The sequence below is a fragment of the Desulfovibrio sp. OH1186_COT-070 genome (assembly GCF_003860215.1).
In the GTDB taxonomy this organism is placed as follows: Bacteria; Desulfobacterota; Desulfovibrionia; order Desulfovibrionales; family Desulfovibrionaceae; genus Desulfovibrio.
In genome coordinates this window covers 72,005-89,824 of the sequence record NZ_RQYH01000002.1, presented here as the reverse complement: position 1 = coordinate 89,824, position 17,820 = coordinate 72,005, and the positions used below count along the sequence as shown (strand labels likewise).

The following is a 17,820-nucleotide window of genomic DNA, read 5'->3' as shown; positions in this document are numbered from 1 at the left end:
GGTTCCGTAATCACGGTGATGCGCGTGTTCATGCCGCGTGCGCCACAGCCTCGCCGCACTGATATCCCCGTCCGACCATCAGACCGCAGCTTGTCCATGTATGGAGGGGCAGTACGCTGTTTCCGGGGAGGAACTTCCCGGCAGCGGCAGAACGCGGTATGCAGCCTTCACGAAGTAGGCTTTCGAACAGTGCTTTTTTCGCGGACGCCGCCGGGCGGCTGACTCCGTTACTTCAGGCAGGGAAACAACCTGCGCCACGGCAATGCCGACCGCACGGCAAAAGGCTTTGATGACGGTGTTCCCGTAATGGCGCTTTGCCGGACGGCGCTTGGGAGATTTATGAACTGCGCGGTACACACGAAGCGCTCCGTGTGCGCATAGAGGCCAAAAAAATTGAGAAATAATTGACAGTGAAATTCATTTCCCATATAGACAAATTCCTGTAACGGTGCTTCATCCCCTGATGATGGGGAGTGCAATTCTGTGGGGACTCTCTCCGGTACTGCATTTTTTGTGTGGCATCTGCTTGAAAGGATACCCGCAGGGGCCCGTGTCGTGATGGGGAATGCAATGAAGAGCGCGTTTTTGACGGCGGCTGTTGTGCTGATGATGCTGTCTGGCTGCGACGGGCGTTCGGAGAGAGAGGTCCAAGGGTATGTTGAGGGAGATTTTGTCCGGATTTCGCTTCCTTCCAGCGGGGTGGTTGAAAGCGTCCGGGTAAATCGGGGCGATCGTGTGTCCAAGGGAGACCTTCTTTTTACCCTCGACAGTGAAAGGGAAGCCTCGGCCCTGAGTATGGCCGAGGCGGAGCTTGCCGTGGCCGAGGCAGAACTGGACAATCTTCGCGCTTCCGGAAGAAGCGATGAAATACGCGTGCTGGAAGCGGAAATAAATGAATTGAAGGCCCATCTTGCCTATGCATCCGCCTCCCACCGCCGCAAGCGGGGCTTGAGCAGGGAAGGCGGCGCTTCCGTTGACGAAGTGGACCGCCTGCAATCGGAAGAACAGATCACACGAGCGAAGATCCGCGCGGCTGAAAGCCGTCTGCGGCTTGCGCAAAACAGCATAGGCCGCGACGGCGAGATCGAGGCGGCCCGGCAGACGCGGGAATACCGTTCGGCTGCCATGCGCGAGGCTGCCGCCAAGCTGGCTTTGCGCCGGGCTGTTGCTCCGGCAGACGCGGTGGTTAACGATGTCATCTATCGTCCCGGCGAAACCGTGAGCGCCGGGCAGACCGTGGTGGAACTGTTGCCGCCCGAAAACGTCAAGGTCCGCTTTTTTCTCTCGCCAGAGCAGGTCGGCTGGGTGGCGGCGGAGTCGGAGGTGCTTTTGCAGTGCGTGGGCTGCGGCGAGGGTATAGAAGCCAGGGTGAGTTATATCGCACCCAGGGCCTCCTACCGCCCCCCCATTCTTTATTCCCGCAATCAGTCGGAAAAACTTGTTTTTTTGGTTGAGGCCATCCCCCAATCCTCGGTGGAGCGCCTCCACCCCGGCCAACCGTTGACGGTTGTATTTCCCAGATGAAAAACGCCATAGAAGTACGCGGGCTCACCAAAAAATTCGGCAATGTGCCCGTAGTGAAGTCCCTGTCGTTTGATGTTCCCGAAGGCCGGATCGTCGGGTTCCTGGGCCCCAACGGGTCCGGGAAAACAACGACCCTCAGGATGATGTGCGGTCTGTTGACGCCCGATTCCGGCAGCGGCTCCTGCCTTGGGTATGACATCCTTGCCCAATCGGACCAGATCAAGCTGCAAGTGGGGTACATGCCCCAGAAATTTTCTCTTTATGAAGACATGACCCTTGAGGAGAACCTGACCTTCACGGCCCGCATATACGGGTTGGACAACGTGCGCAGGGAGACCTCCCGTGTCCTGCACAAGCTCGGGCTGTGGGAACAACGCAAAAAGCTGGCCGGCTCTCTGTCGGGCGGCTGGAAGCAGCGTCTGGCCTTGGCCAGTTGCGTGATGCACAGGCCGAAACTTCTGCTGCTGGATGAACCCACGGCCGGTGTAGATCCCGCGGCGAGAAGAGAATTCTGGGAAGAAATACATGCCCTTGCGGCAGAGGGAATTACCGTGTTGGCATCAACTCATTACATGGACGAAGCAGAGCGCTGCCACAGTATTGCCTATATCGCGTATGGTGAACTGCTTGCCTGCGGCACCAGCCGCGAGCTTATCGCCCGGCATCCCCTCAAAATGTATTCGGTTTGCCTGCGGCCGGGTCTTCCGGCGTCTGTTCTGACGCGGATCGCCCAACGGCTTGAAGCGCAGAAGGATATTGATGTGGTCATTCCTTTCGGAAACGACCTGCATGTTGGGGGCGCGAACTCCGAATTGCTGGATGCGGCCATAGCCCCATGGCGGGATGATCCTGCGCTGGTCTGGTCTGACGCGCATGCCTCGCTTGAGGATCTGTTTATCCTTCTTATGAACCAGGCGTTGGAAAAGCAAAAAATGCTGGAGACGTGCTGATGTTCAGGGGGTTTTCCTTCCGCCGTTTTTTTGCCTTGCTCGGCAAGGAGCTGATCCAGATGCGGCGGGACAAGGCGACATTTTCCATGCTGCTGAGCGTACCGCTGATGGAAATTCTTCTTTTTGGTTATGCTATCAATTCTGATCCGAAGCATCTGCCGACGCTGGTGGTGGACGCAGACCAGTCGGTTATGAGCCGGTCGCTCGTTGCCGCGCTGGAGGTTTCGGACTATTTCAAGGTCACCGGCCGGAATGTTACAGAAGAAGATGCTCAGCAGGCCCTGGCAAGCGGTTCCGCACAGTTTGTGGTGAATATCCCGGTGGATTTTTCAAGAAGGGTTGTGCGTGGCGAGCGGCCGCAGATTCTGATCGAAGCCGACGCCACCGATCCCTCCGCCACCTCCGCAGCTATTGGCGCTTTATCCGGCCTTGCGAATCAGGCCATCGATGCGGACCTGACCGGGCCGCTCACCGGACTGAAGCAGGGCCCCGCCCCGTATGAGCTGTTGGTGCATCGCCGGTACAATGAGGAAAATGAAACCGCGTACAGCGTGATTCCCGGCATTCTTGGGGTGGTGCTCTCTTCCACCATGGTCATGATGACGTCCATTGCCATGACCCGTGAGCGGGAGCGGGGGACGCTGGAAGGTCTTCTTGTAGCCCCCATCAGGCCCATGGAGATGCTGCTGGGCAAGATTTCGCCCTACATTCTGATAGGTTTCGGTCAGATATTGGTTATCCTGACCGCGGCAAAAGTGCTTTTTCATGTGCCCATGATGGGCTCTATGGTTCTGCTGTTCGCCGTGTGCGTGGTTTTTATTTGCGCCAATCTGGCGCTGGGCTTCGTTTTTTCGTCCATCGCCAAAAATCAGATGCAGGCCAACCAGGCGTCGTCCGCCTATCTTTTGCCATCCATCATTTTGTCAGGATTCATGTTTCCCTACCGGGGGATGCCAGAATGGGCGCAATGGCTGGGTGAAATAATGCCGATAACACACTTTTTGCGCATCATACGCGGCATCCTTCTCAAGGGGAATACACTGCACGAAATATGGTGGGATTTCTGGGCACTCATTTTTATTCTTGTTGTTTTCTGCACTCTTTCCGTACGCTGCTATCGCCGCACACTGGACTAGCATCATGCGCAACATCTTTTCTCGCAAGCCTTTTTCCCTCTGGGCACTGATCGCAAGCCTGTATACAACACAATTTCTGGGGTTGAGCTTCTTTTCTGTGGCGCTGGTCGCCATCCTCCGCGAACAGGGCGCGTCCCTTGAGCAGGTCGGCTCCCTTTATCTGATCGGTATGATCGGGGCCTGCAGGTTTTTGTGGGCACCCTTGGTGGACAGAGTCAGGTTTTCCCCCAGAATCGGCCATTTCCGGGGTTGGCTGCTCCTGATGCAGGGTCTGCTTGTCATGGTTCTTTGCTTTATGGCCAGTCTGGATGTGGCGGTTGATTTCAGCACAATTTATCTGCTCTGCATCATTATGGCCATTTGCGGGGCCACGCAGGATATTGCCACGGACGGTCTGGTTTGTTCGCTGCTCGCCAGGGAAGAAAGGGGTATCGGCAACGGCATACAGACCGCGGGAGGGTTTTTCGGTTTCATGATAGGGGCCGGGCTTGTGCTGATGGTGTATCCGGACCTTGGTTGGGGAAAGGCTGTCATGATTCTTGCCGCCGGAACCATGTTTACTTTGGTGCAGGTTTTCCTCTTGAATGAAAATAAATTTCAAAGTAAAATTCAATACAGAGCAAAAGACGAACCCGCCTGGCGGGCGGCGGCAAGGCTGATCAACTTTTGGGCGCAGCCGCATGCCGTACGGTGGGTGGCAATGCTTCTTCTGTTTCCCGCAGGAATTACTCTGGCCTCCAGTCTTTTGACGCCCGCGCTGGTGGACAGTCGATGGTCGCTGGAGCAGATCGGGCTTACCGTAAATATTTTGGGGTCGGCGCTGGGAGTTGTGTCCAGTCTTGCCGCCGGGTGGATGATTTCGCGCCTGGGGCGCGGAGCCGTCATGCCGTACTGCATTATCATGCAGGTGTTGAGCATTTGCGCCGTCCTCACAATAACGAGCGCGCATACGTCAAAGCCCGTAGTTATTGCGGCGACCCTGGTACATTTTTGGGGTTATGTGCCTTCAGTCACCATGCTGACGACGTTGATGATGGACAATACATCTGCGGCCAGCCCTTCAACAGACTATACGGTCCAGTTCAGCCTGTACCAGTTTTTTTCTATGGGGTTGGCCGGATTGGGCATGGGGATGGCGGGCAGGGTGGGCTATAACAGTATGCTGTATGTGGCAATAGCCCTGGCTTTGCTCGCGGGAGTGATCGCGAAATTCTATCTGGCCGCAGGCGGCCCGCGGAATCGAAGAAACCTTTATGCGTCGTTGAAATGCCCGTCCGGAGCGGGCGCATATGGAACTGCCGAGCAACAAAAGGAGAAGGGTATGTCCTGCTGTCGCTGAAAATGCCGTGCAAATGTCTGAGGAGGGAGTGTCTATGTTGTATGCGCAAGATTTGGGTTGGCCGCAGGACATGATCGAAAAATATCGTGCGGACGGGTACTGGCGCGACAGTACAGTACATTCTGCCCTGCGCGACTCTGTGGAAAAGTATGCAAACAAGACGGCTGTCATAGACGGCGACACCCGTTATTCCTATGCCGAACTGGAGATGGAAGCCGCAAAGGCAGGGGCGGGCTTTACGGCTCTCGGCCTGACGGCCGGTGACCGCGTGGTGGTGCAGCTTCCCAATGGCAAGGAATTTCTGGTCGTCCTTTTTGGCTTGTCCCGGATCGGTGTAGTTCCCGTGCTGGCCTTGCCGGCACACCGCATTGCGGAAGTTTCCGCGTTCGTACAGGCCGTGGAGGCCAAGGCATACATCTGCGCAGACACTGTCGCCGGTTTTGACTACCGGGAAATGGCGCGCGAACTGCGGGCGCGCAACCCGGAATTGAAGCATGTGATTGTGAACGGCGATGCGGAAGAATTTCTTTGTGTCACATCGCTTCTGTCGCTTGGTTCCGCGCTGCCGGAAGATATTGTCAGGCCTGATTCTCTTTTCTGTTTCCTGCTCTCCGGCGGAACAACCAGTATCCCCAAGCTGATTCCCCGCGTTCATTGCGAATATCTGTGCGCAGCCCGCTACTGCGGCATTGCGAATAATTTTGTGGAGTCAACGGTTTATCTGGTCGCACTGCCCATGGCGCACAACTTTCCTCTGGCGGCTCCGGGGGTGCTGGGCACGCTGCAGTGCGGTGGCACGCTGGTGATGGCTGAAACGCCCGAGCCAAGCATGTGCTTTGACCTCATAGATGCACACAAAGTTACGGACACAGCCCTCGTGCCGCCTGCAGCCATCCTTTGGTGCGACATGGCGGAACTGCTGGAGCGCAGCAGAACCTTCTCCAGTCTGCGGAGCATACAGGTAGGCGGGGCGCGGGTGGGTGAAGACCTTGCCCGCCGCACGATTTCGGTGTTCGGCTGCCGCTTTCAAAACGTTTTCGGCATGTCCGAAGGACTGGTCAGCATGACCCGCATGGATATGGACGAAGAAAAAGTCTGCAATACCCAGGGAATACCCGTCTGCCCGGCCGATGAATTCCGCATTGTGGACGCCTCGGGCCGTGAAATGCCCGACGATGCCGTAGGGGGCTTGCAGATCCGTGGTCCGTACACCATCCACGCCTATTTCAAGCACCCGGACGCCAATGCCGGGTCTTTTACCAAAGACGGTTTTTTCTGCACCGGAGATATGGCGCGGCGCAGAGCCGACGGATGCTTGGTGCTCGAAGGGCGTGAAAAGGACCAGATCCAGCGCGGCGGCGAAAAAATCATTCCCGAAGAAGTCGAAAACATGCTGGTGTCCTGCTCCGGCGTGCGCGACGCTGTGCTTGTGGGCATGCCCGACAAACATCTCGGCGAGCGTATCTGCGCGTTTGTTTTGGTTCATGAAAGCAGGAATGAGAACGAGCTCAACGACCGGGTGCTCCGGCGCTTCCTTCAGAATGCGGGGTTGACCACGTTCAAAATTCCTGACCAGTTTGTTTTTGTCACGTCCTTTCCGGGCACCGCCGTGGGCAAAAACAACCGCCGCAAGTTACGGGAGCATCTGCTTGAACAGTATTATCGGGACCGTGATACGTCTGGAGGGGAAAAGCATGTCTGACCAACTGCCGGTCACTTCGCGTGAAGGCTTGCGCGCATGGGTGGCGGCCGCACTGAACTGCTCCCCCCAGGATATCGGCGAGGACGACTCCCTGATCGAAATGGGCATGAGTTCACTTATGATCATGCGCCTTCCCGCCATGCTCAAGAAAGCGGGGATCAGCGTAAAACTGGCGGACCTGCTCCGGGAGGCGACGCTCGGCGGTTGGCTTCGCCTCATGGAGGGCGGGCGGGAATATGCGGAAGAACCCGCCGTAACAGCGGCCACGGATGGGCAACCCTTTGCCTTGACGGACATGCAAAGAGCCTACTGGATGGGGCGTCAGCCGTTTTTTCCCCTGGGGGGCATCGCAGCCCATGGTTATCTGGAAATTGAAGCCACGGAAGGTGGCTTTGATCCGGCGCGGCTGGAGGAGGCCCTCAATGCAACGATAGCCGTTCACAGTGTGTTACGCGTTGTCCTGACGCCCGATGGCCGTCAGAAAGTTCTCGCACATGTGCCGCGCTACGGCATCAGCCGCGCCAACGGACCGGGCGAACGGGAAAAACGCCGGGCGGAAATGCAGGCGGAGATCCTTCCCGCCGGAGAGTGGCCGCTTTTCAGGATTTGCCTCACCGGAAGCGAGGACTCTCCTGACAGATTCCTGCATATCAGCTTTGACATCCTGCTGTTCGACATTGCCTCCTTGGCCCTGTGGCTGAGCCAGTGGCAAGAGCTTTACAGTGGCAGAAGAAGGCACGTTTCCGCTCCTGGCCGCCTTTTTTCACAGTATATTTCTGAAGTGGAAGCGGGAAAAACGGGCAAGGCGGCAGCGGAGCACAAAACCTGGTGGAGCGACAGGGCCGCCGCGATGCCCCGCGCTCCGCAACTGCCGCTGGCGCGGCAGCCCAGGGAAGTCACTCCTCCCACAATTCTGCGGATGGAGTCCTTCGTTGAGGCAAAAGACTGGGGTTTGCTTAAGGCCCATGCCGCCAAAACCGGCGTGACTCCGGCCGGCCTGTTTACGGCCATGCTGGCTGTGGCGCTTTCCCGGTTCAGCCGCAAGCCGGAGATGACCATCAACCTGACGCTCTTTGACCGGTCGGGCGAGCGGGCTAGATATGATGGCGTTCTGGGGGATTTTACCTCCATGCTTCCTGTGGTTGTCCGCACTGGCGGTGGACAGGATTTTGCCGCGCTTTGTCGCGCGGTATACGCGGAGATCATTCAGGCCCTTTCCCATGCCGGAACAAGTGGCGCGGAGGTAAACCTGGAAATCGCGCGGGCCCATGGCATAACTAACGAAAATCCTTTGCCTGTGGTGCTGACGTGCGCGGCGGGCAGCGGGGTCAACAGTTATCTGGATGTGGCCTCCCGTTTCGGAAGGTTGGTTTTCGCCCGAAATCAGGCCCCACAGACATGGATTGACGTTCAGGCCGTGGATTTCCGGGGGGGTGTTTCCATTATCTGGGATTATGTGGACGGGCTTTTTCCTGAGGGCTTTCTTGCCGGGGTATTCGAATTTTTCCTGCAACTGGCCCGTGAATTGACGCGGGACGACGCTTGGTACTGCCCGGCCCAGTCTCTGTGCCTGAAAAGGAGAGAGGCGGCGGTGCTGGAGCTTCTGCCGGGCGCGGACCGGAATCTTGTGGAACCCTTCCTGAAAAGTGCCGCCAGAACGCCCCATGCGCCCGCGCTGGTTACCCCTGAAAGAACAGTTACCTATGCGGAGCTTGAACGCGCCAGCCGCATGCTTGCCCACAGGCTTGCGACGTCCGGTCTGGCCCGGAATGGCGGTTTGCTGGGGATTGCCTTGCCGCGGGGCTGGTGGCAGGTGGCGGCGGTTCTGGCCGTATTGCGGGCCGGCGCAGCCTATCTGCCGGTGAATGTGAGTGATCCCGCAGACCGTGTTGCCACGATTTTTGAAGAAGGCAGGGTGGATGCCGTCCTGTGTGATGCAGAGCGGGCTTTGGAACTGCCGGAGGCACTCAAAAAGATTGTGGTGAGCACAGCCTTTCCCGGGGAAGAGGCGCTCCCCGATACCACACTTCTGCCTGCAGACCCTGCTGAGGTGGCCTATGTGATCTTTACTTCCGGTTCCACCGGAAAACCCAAAGGAGTCGCTGTTTCCCACAAGGCTGCCCTTAATACGATATTGGATGTCAATTCCAGAAACGGTGTAGGCCCTGAAGACAGGCTGTTTGCGGCGTCACAGCTCAATTTTGACCTTTCCGTGTACGACATTTTCGGCGCCTTGGCTGCCGGGGCATGCCTGGTGATTCCTCCGCACGCCGCCCTGCCCGATCCGCATGAATGGGCGAGGCTGGTCACCCGTGAGGGCGTGACCGTGTGGAATTCCGTTCCGGCGCTGGCCCAGTTGTTATTGGAAGCCGCGCGGGCCTCCGGCATCTCCCTGGAGTCGCTGCGGTTGTTCATGCTGAGCGGGGACTGGCTTCCGGTGGAGCTTGCGCGGGATATCCTCGCCCTTCCCCAGAAACCAGGGCTGATCAGCATGGGAGGGGCAACAGAAGCCGCGATCTGGTCGGTCGAAAAAGTCGTGAAAGGCGTCGCTCTTGGTCAGAAGACTGTTCCCTATGGGAAAGCGCTTTCCGGGCAGGCGCTGTATGTTCTTGATACGGAAATGCGGCCATGCCCGCAATGGACGCCGGGCGAAATCCACATTGCGGGCGTTGGGCTTGCGGAGTGCTATCTCCACAGGCCAGAACTGACGGCCAGCGCCTTTGTGCGCCACCCCGAAAGCGGCGAGCGGCTGTACAGGACAGGCGACTGGGGGCGCTTGCTGCCCGATGGCGATATCGAGTTTCTCGGCCGCGAGGACACGCAGGTCAAAATCAACGGCATGCGCATAGAACTGGGCGAAATTGAAGCCGCCACGGTCGGAATTTCCGGAGTCAGACAGGCGGTGGCCGTAATCGCGCACGATGAAGGAGTCCACAAAATTGTTCTCTACGCCGTGCCCCGGATCGGGCAGAATCTTGATGCCTCGGCAATGCGCGATGCGCTGAAAAAAAAGCTGCCCGCTTCTTGGCTGCCCGCCGCCATATGCATCGAATCCGCCCTCCCTCTTTCCGTCAACGGCAAGATTGACCGCCGTGCGCTGACCTCCAGGGCCGGGGACGCGCTGCGCACGGCGCAAAGAGATGATGCCGCGATTCCGGAAACGCAAGGGCAAAAAATGATAGCTGACATATGGGCAGCGGTTCTGAACGGCGTGCGGCCCGGAGTGGCGGTTTCCTTCTTTGAGGCGGGAGGCACGTCATTTCTTGCCATCCAGCTGGCGGCCAAGCTGACAAAGGCTTTGAAACGGCCTGTCCCGGTAGTGTCCGTTTTTCAGTACACCACCATTGCCAGCCAGGCGAAGCATTTTCTCGAATCTGAAGCATTCCGGCCGGAGGATGCCGAGCGTGGCCGGCTTCGCTCACAAAAACTCGGCGCTCTGACAGCGCGTGCCCGCCAGAGGAGATCCGCATGAACGAAAATTCCTTGAAAATAGCCATAATAGGCATGGCCGGACGCTTTCCTGGAGCGGAGAATCTGGACGCCTTCTGGCACAACCTGCGTTCGGGCGTATCCGGCGGAAAAATGCTGGCCCCAGCCGAAAACGGACGGGTCAGCTACGGATTTTCGCTCGACAACGCCGACCACTTTGACGCCAACTTTTTTGCCATTTCCGCGCGTGAGGCCAAATTGCTGGACCCACAGCAGCGGCTTTTTCTGGAATGTGCCTATTTGGCCATGGAGCACGCAGGCGTTCCTCCGTGCGCCTCGCGCGATCTTGTTGGCGTGTTCGGCAGTTGCAACTTCAACGGTTATGCGTTGCGTTTTGCCGATAGCCTGTTGCACGGAACGCCTCTTGATCTGGTCGATCTGCTCGCGGCCAGCGATAAGGACTATCTGGCCGCACGCGTTGCCTACAAGCTGAACCTCAAAGGTCCGGCCCTGACGGTGCAGTGCGCCTGCTCCTCTTCGCTTGCGGCGGTGGCCATGGCCTGCCAGGCGATTCTTTCCGGTCAGTGCGATATGGCGCTGGCCGGTGGCGCCGGGTTGAAAACCAGCGAAAACGTCAGCTACAGGTATGAGCCGGAAGGCGCGCTTTCCATGGACGGGCACGTCCGGGCGTACAGTGACGATGCCAGCGGCGTGAACGAAGGGGAAGGGGCCGCTGTGGTCGTTCTGAAGCGTTTTGAGGACGCCCTGCGTGATAATAACGTGGTCTATGCCGTTATTTCCGGTTTTGCCGTTGGTAACGACGGAGCGGACAAAACCGGTTTTTATGCCCCCTCCGTTTCCGGACAGGCCGCAGTCATGGCCGATGCTCTGGCCATGTCCGGCGTTGATCCTCTTGAAATAGGTTATGTTGAAGGTCATGGCACGGGAACGCCCATCGGCGATCCCATGGAAGTGGCGGCTCTCACACAGGCGTGGGCCCTACCGGACGGCGCGCCGAAGCAATACTGCCTGCTGGGGTCTGTCAAAACGGGCATAGGGCATCTGAATGCGGCCGCCGGTGTTGCGAGCCTGATCAAAACCGTTCTGGCGCTTCACCACAAGATCATTCCCGCCTCGCTGGATTTTCGCGCGCCCAATCCTCGTCTGAATCTTGAAAAAAGCCCCTTCCGCATAGCCGACAGCACCGTGGACTGGGTGGTTGCAGAAGGGAAGACCCGCAAGGCCGCCGTCAATTCTCTGGGGATCGGCGGGAACAATGTGCACCTGATTCTGGAGGAGGGAGTGGTTCCGGCAGCTTCGCCACATGCCGGGGCAGCGCTTGTCGTCCTGTCCGCCAAGACGGAAATGGCCCTGGCAAAACGTGTGGAAGAGCTGAACGACTGGCTGCGCGAACGGCCCGAACCGCTGGCCGATGTGGCGCATACCCTGCTTCTCGGACGGGACATGCACGCCTTCCGCCTGAGCTTGGCCTGCCAGGACACGCCCTCGCTGCAAAGATTGTTGCAGTCGCCCCGACTGCTGCACAGGGCAACACGCCTTGAGGATGCGGCCAGTGCCGCGCCCGTGGCCTTTCTTTTTCCGGGGTTTGGCTCGCAGTATCCGGGTATGGCGCTGGAGTTGCATGAAGGACAGCCCGCCTTCAGGAAAGCGTTTGACGGCATCTGCGCCTTGTTCCGGGAAGAAGCGGGTATTGACGTGCTGGACGCGATTTCCGCGCCGGAAAATTCCGAAGCATTGGTGGAGGCCGGACCGTTTGCGCTTTTTGCGGTGGAGTACGCTCTGGCTCGCTTGCTGGAGGCTCTGGGGATAAGGCCGTCCTATGTGATGGGGCATTCCGCCGGAGAATATGTCGCTGCGACCATAGCGGGAGTTTTTTCCGAGAAGGACGCCGTCCGCCTGTATGTGGCGCGCACGCGGTTGATCGGCGCATCCCCGCCGGGGGCCATGCTTTTTGTGCAGATGGGGCGCGATGCCCTGCAAAAAAAACTGCCTGAAGGCATTTCCGTCGGCGCGGTCATTTCCCCCAATGGCTGCGTGGCTTCGGGGGCAGTGCAAGGCATTGACGATCTGCAGGCCGCCCTGGAGGCGGAAAATGTGCCCGTGTCCAGAATTTCCTCCGAAAAGGCCGGGCATTCCAGCCTGCTCGAAAGCGCCAAGCCGCATCTGCGCAAGGTTTTGCAGGGTGTTACGCTGCACAGGCCCCGGCTGCGCGTCCTTTCCAACGTCACCGGGGGCCTGCTCGAAGGCGACGAGATGACGGATCCAGAGTACTGGGTGCGCCAGATGTGTGAGCCGGTGCTCCTTTCGGATGAAATTTCCACGCTCTGCGGGAGCGGGCACGTCATCATGCTTGAGGTGGGCCCGTCACGCAAGCTGAGCGCCATGCTACGCCGTCATCCTGCTTTCAAGGGAAGGCCCCCCGTTATTCCGGTAATGCCGTCCGAACAGGGCAGAACTGGAGAAAACGCCGCCCTGCTGGAGGCCATCGGCCAGTTGTGGCAGCAGGGTGGCCAGGCAGACTGGGAAAAAGTGGATGCCCTGAACGGCGGCGGACGCACTGTCGCGCTGCCGGGCTATCCCTTTGAACGGCAAGCCCTGCGGGTGGAACCCGCTCTGCAAGGGCATGTGCGCGCGCTGTCGGCGGAAGGCGCGGAAGTTTCAACCTTGTGCTGGCAGCAGATGTTTTTGGCGCGCCCCTCCACATTTTCCGGGGTCATCGGCTTCCTTGGCGTTGCGGGTTCTGGCTGCGCCGCAGAACTGGAGCGGCGGGGCTGGAAAGTTGTTCTGTTCCCTGCGCTTGAGGATTTCACGCGTTGCGAAACCATCCCCGATGTGCTGGTGGATTGCCGCTTCTTTGGCGAAGGGGGCAATGACCTTGCGACTGCCGCCCGCGTTTGCCGGCAGGCGGTCGCATTCTGCGCCCGGCTGGCGGAATTGTCCGGGGAGCGCCCGCTGAGCGTATACTGGCCCGTTTCCGGGGCAGCGACTTTCGGAGCGGAAGAGCTCTGCGCCGAAAGGAGCATTCTGTTGGCTCCGGCCCGCGTTTTGCCTTTTGAAGCCAAAAATACCTTGGCTTGCGTGTTGGATGTGGAAAAAGGACTGTCAGACCTGACCATGGCGCACATTCTGGAACATGCCGTAACCAACAGCTTGGCGGCCTCAGCCCTGACTTCGCTTGTGGCTGTCCGTTCCGGCATGTTCTGGCAGGAAATTCCCGTGACGCTGCAACGGGAGTCCGAAACCTCTTCGCCCGTACGCTTGCGTGATGGTGCCGCCTATCTTGTGCTGGGCGGCAGCGGCGGAATTGGGCGCACCTTTATGGAAGATCTGGCTGCGCTTGCCGAAGAGCAGCGGAGTCACATCACCCTTCTGCCGCTGCAACGCCATCCCCGCCCCTCCGGTTTCTGGGAGCAGGCCGCAAACGAATGGACAACGATATTGCCGTACACCGCGGACAGTAACGACAGTGACGCTTTTCTGAAGGTGATCGATGAAATTCTGAAAGCGCACGATGACATCGGCGGCATCGTTCACGCCACTGGGGTCACCGGCGGCGGCTTGATGCAGACGCAGACCGCAAACATTGAAGATACGGACAACTGGAAGGCGAAAATCGTTCCCCTGTCTGGCATGGAGCGAATCATGGACAGCAGGGAGGTAGATTTTGTCGTCATCAATACCTCCATCGGCGCGTTGTGCGGTTCAGTGGGCCAACTGGACAATACCGCGGCGAACATCCTGCTGGACACATGGGCCTCACGGCAACAGTCGCGGCGAGCGGCGCGCGTTCTGAGCATACGTTGGGATGTCTGGAAACAGGTGGGCATGATCAACAAAATGGCCTCGCTGCACGAGCGTCTTTCGGGAGAAGAACTGGTGGGCGGAGTTACGCCGGCCGAGGCCAGGCGTGCTTTGGGCTTCTGCCTGGAGCTTGAAACGCCGCTGCCCGTGGTGAGCGGGCGGAGCCTCCTTTCCATGCTGGAAGAAGCGCGCGGCAAGCGCGGGCTGGCGACGGACGCGCTGGAGGCGGCGGACCTGAAAGTGGAAGGTGCAGCGCCGCGCCCTGCGCTGGCTGTGGAATGGAGAGGAGCCCGCCACGCCTTGGACCGCGTGCTGCTTGAGCTTTTTGAGGCCCGCCTTGGCCTGCGCGGGATCGGCATTGACGACGACTATGTTGAACTGGGCGGCGATAGCCTCATGGCCATGCCTTTGGCAAAAGAAATACGTGAATTGTTTGCCCTTCCCGCGTTCAGCGTGGCGCTGATCTTCAGGCGCAGAAATGTCGCGAACATTGCGGACAGTCTGACTGAATCCGCTGAGGAAAAAGAGCGTCTGTTCGCATTAGCCGAGCTGTTTGAGAAGATCAAGAAAATGGAGCCGGAAGAGGTTTCAAAATCTCTGGAGGTGTCCCGGTGAGTTTGACAGCGGACCAGTTGCACTTGTTTGCCCGGATGGCGAAAGAAAAAGGTCTGTCCAGCCCGGTGACGGAAAAGAATGCCTCAGGGGACACTGCGCCGCTGGAATTTCCCATGACCGACGTCCAGTGGGCATATTGGGTTGGGCGCACGGCTGGCGTGAACCTGGGTGGCGTGGCAAGCCATGGCTATCAGGAGTTCGACTGCGGGGCGCTGGATACGGATCGGCTTCAGGCCGCTTGGGACAAGGTCATTGCCCGGCATGACATGCTGCGTGCCACAGTGAGCCGTGAAGGGCGGTTCCGCGTGCAGCCCGTTGTGCCGCCCTTGCCCTGGGAGGTTGATGACCTTCGCGCGCTGGACGAAAAAGAAAAAGCGCAACGCCTTGAGGACAAACGTCAGGCCTTTTCCCACCGGGTACCGGACCTTTCGGTCTGGCCGGTGATCACCTTGGGCGCAAGCATCGTCACGGACGACTTCGTGCGCATCCACCTGAGCTGCGACGCTGTGATGGCAGACGTGTACAGCATAGGCAATTGCCTGCGGGAACTGGGCTTCTATTACACCAATCCCCATGCGGACCTGCCTGCCCCCGGCATGACCTTCGGGCAGTATGCCGAAGAGCTGAAACGCCGGGAGCAGACCGCTTTTTATGAGAACTGCCGTAAATACTGGCAGAACCGTTTGAAGGACTTTCCCGCAGCACCCCTGCTGCCCGTTAGGGAAAACCAGCCCGCGACGCAGCGCTTCAAGCGTCTGCGAAACGGCCTTCAACTGGAAGAATGGCGTTCTTTCAAGGCTTCATGCGGCCGCTATGCCCTGACTCCGTCGGTGGCGCTTTACGCCGCCTTTGCCGCGACCATCGGGCAGTGGGCGAGCAAGCCGGAGTTCTGTCTCAATGTAACGGTGTTTAACAGAGATTCGGAAAACCCGGCGATTGAGGAAGTCGTGGGTGATTTTACCGCCACAATGCTTTCAACCGCCAGAAAGATGCGGCCCGACGAAAATTTTGTTGACTATGCCCGCACGCTTGATGCCACCTTCTGGAAGGATTTTGAACACAGCACCTTTTCGGGTATCAAGGTTCTTCAGCTTTTGTCAGAAAAGCTGAAGCATTCCGTCCTGATGCCCATTGTCTTCACCAGCGCTATAGGCGCGGGCGATGTAGGAGAGGTACTGAATACAGACAATGCCGTGTTCGGCAAGCCGGCTTTCACCATCACACAGACGCCCCAGATATGGCTGGACCATCAGGTGCTTGAAGAGGAGGGAAGGCTGGTCTTCAACTGGGACGTTGTGGACGGTATTTTTGATGAGGCTGTGCTCGGAGCCATGTTCAAAAGCTACGCCCGGCTCATCAGAACGCTTTCACAGCCCCAAACGGACTGGCGATTGCCCGTTGCCATGCCGTTGCCGGAGGAACAGCGTCTGAGGCGTGAAGCACCTCCACCCTCCTTTGACAGGGACGACAGCCTGCTCCATCAAGGCTTTCTGGATCAGGTCCGGAACGTTCCGGAGAAAACCGCCATTTTTGCGCCGGACCGGGTGCTGACCTTCGGTGAACTGTTTGCGGAGGCCCATGCGGTAGCCCGCCGCCTGCGGGAGGTGTTGCCAAAGGACACGGAGAGTGTGCTTGTGGCTGTGGGGCTTCCCAAAGGGTGGCGGCAAGTGGCCGCTGTTTTCGGGGTGCTTTTGACCGGTGCCGCATATGTGCCCGTGGACCCCACCTGGCCCTTGGCGCGGCGAAGCGCTGTGCTGCGGCAGGGCATCCGCGCCGTGGTGGCAGCCCCGGAGGACGATTCTCGGGACTGGGCGGGGCTTCCGCTGGTTGTTCCCGGCAGCAACGGTGTGCTCCACACGGCCGGAGGTGACGCTCTTTCACAAGGGCAGGGTTTTTCGCCGGACAGGCTGGCCTATGTGATATTCACTTCCGGAACAACGGGAACGCCCAAGGGCGTGATGATGACGCACAGGGCGGCGCAGAACACCATTCGCGACATCAATACGCGGTTCGGAGTTTGCGCGTCGGACAGTGTTTTTGCCTTGTCCGCCCTTTCTTTTGACCTTTCGGTGTACGACATTTTCGGAGTGCTGGCCGTGGGGGGGCATCTTGTCTTGCCCGAAGATTCCGAACGGCGCGATCCTTCTGTCTGGCTGCAACGTCTTGCCGCACATCCTGTGACCATATGGAATTCCGTGCCAACCCTCTGGCAGATGTTCATCGAATATGGAGAAGCCCTGGAGCAGATGCCGAGGCTGGCCCTGCTTTCCGGGGACTGGGTCCCAACCCGGCTGCCCGCAGAATCGTACCGGTTTTCGCCGGAAACGAAGCTTGTCAGCCTTGGTGGTGCAACCGAGGCGGCCATCTGGTCCATCGCGTATGACATATCGCGTGAAGATCCGCCGCCCGGGTGGAAATCCATTCCTTATGGCCGTGCCCTAACCCATCAAAGTGTGGACGTTCTGCACGAAGACCTCAGCCCATGCCCCGACGACGTTGTCGGCGAAATCTTCATAGGAGGCCGCGGGGTAGCCCTTGGCTACATAGGGGATGCCTCGCTGACAGACAGCCGGTTCATTACTCACCCCCGGAGCGGTGAAAAACTTTACCGTACGGGAGACATGGGCCGGTGGCGCGGCAACGGGCAGATCGAATTTCTGGGGCGTCAGGATACGCAGGTCAAAATCAACGGTTTTCGTATAGAACTTGGCGAAATCGAAGAAGCCCTGCTCTCCCTGGACAGCGTGGCGGCCGCGGTAGCCGCCGTCATGCCCACAGGAGGGGCGGGCAGTCTGGTGGGCTACATTGTGTCGCAAGACGCGCAATCTCCCCCCGACAAAGAAGATATACGCGCGGCTCTCCGCAACAGGCTTCCCCTCTATATGGTTCCGCAGCGCTATGTATTTCTTGATCGCCTGCCGCTTACCGACAATGGCAAGGTGGACCGCAAGCGGCTGCCGCCGCCGGGGCGGGAAGAATCCGGAGCGGACGAAAAAGGGACGGAACTTGAGGAACAGATCCGCGATGTCGTGGCGAAGCATCTGGGCACGAGGCTTTTCAGCCTTGATGACAGGTTTTTTGATCTTGGGGCAACGTCGCTTTTGATGGTGAAGATCCATCGTGATCTTTGTCAGGTTTTGTCAAAGCCCATAGCTCTCATCCAGCTTTTTGAGGCGCCGAGTGTCCGCGCTTTGGCCCGGCTCATCTCCGGGAAAGAGAGCAATGCCGCTGACGAAGGACGCGCTCATGCGGAAAAAAGGCTGGCTGCAAGAGCTTCACGCCGAGGAAAGATGGGGAAGTAAC

General features: G+C 58.8%; 8 protein-coding genes. All 8 read left to right on the top strand.

The features are described 5' to 3' along the window. Positions 1-570: 570 nt before the first annotated feature. The 8 genes from EII23_RS01055 to EII23_RS01020 are packed head-to-tail and all read left to right on the top strand — an operon-like array spanning position 571 to position 17,819. Positions 571-1,524, top strand: coding sequence for an HlyD family secretion protein (locus EII23_RS01055; protein WP_185702263.1), 954 nt, complete (start codon positions 571-573; stop codon positions 1,522-1,524). Beyond that, complete coding sequence (locus EII23_RS01050) at positions 1,521-2,474, top strand: ABC transporter ATP-binding protein (RefSeq protein WP_124791242.1); 954 nt, start codon at positions 1,521-1,523, stop codon at positions 2,472-2,474. Before EII23_RS01055 ends, EII23_RS01050 begins: the two co-directional genes overlap by 4 nt. Next, positions 2,474-3,610, top strand: a complete 1,137-nt coding sequence (locus EII23_RS01045) for an ABC transporter permease (RefSeq protein WP_124791240.1) — start codon at positions 2,474-2,476, stop codon at positions 3,608-3,610. The genes EII23_RS01050 and EII23_RS01045 overlap by 1 nt, the downstream gene beginning before the upstream one ends. Continuing rightward, on the top strand, positions 3,558-4,949 hold the full coding sequence (locus EII23_RS01040; protein ID WP_260424538.1) for an MFS transporter: 1,392 nt from the start codon (positions 3,558-3,560) through the stop codon (positions 4,947-4,949). The genes EII23_RS01045 and EII23_RS01040 overlap by 53 nt, the downstream gene beginning before the upstream one ends. A gap of 34 nt (positions 4,950-4,983) precedes the next feature. After that, positions 4,984-6,651 (top strand): (2,3-dihydroxybenzoyl)adenylate synthase, encoded by a 1,668-nt coding sequence (locus tag EII23_RS01035; protein ID WP_124791238.1) that lies wholly within the window; start codon positions 4,984-4,986, stop codon positions 6,649-6,651. After that, positions 6,644-10,123 (top strand): non-ribosomal peptide synthetase, encoded by a 3,480-nt coding sequence (locus tag EII23_RS01030; protein ID WP_124791236.1) that lies wholly within the window; start codon positions 6,644-6,646, stop codon positions 10,121-10,123. Before EII23_RS01035 ends, EII23_RS01030 begins: the two co-directional genes overlap by 8 nt. Then, positions 10,120-14,517: a type I polyketide synthase gene (locus EII23_RS01025; protein ID WP_124791234.1), complete on the top strand. Its 4,398-nt coding sequence runs from the start codon at positions 10,120-10,122 to the stop codon at positions 14,515-14,517. The genes EII23_RS01030 and EII23_RS01025 overlap by 4 nt, the downstream gene beginning before the upstream one ends. Further along, the gene (locus EII23_RS01020; protein ID WP_124791232.1) at positions 14,514-17,819 is read left to right on the top strand and encodes a non-ribosomal peptide synthetase; all 3,306 of its coding nucleotides are present in this window, start codon (positions 14,514-14,516) and stop codon (positions 17,817-17,819) included. Before EII23_RS01025 ends, EII23_RS01020 begins: the two co-directional genes overlap by 4 nt. Position 17,820: the final 1 nt, after the last annotated feature.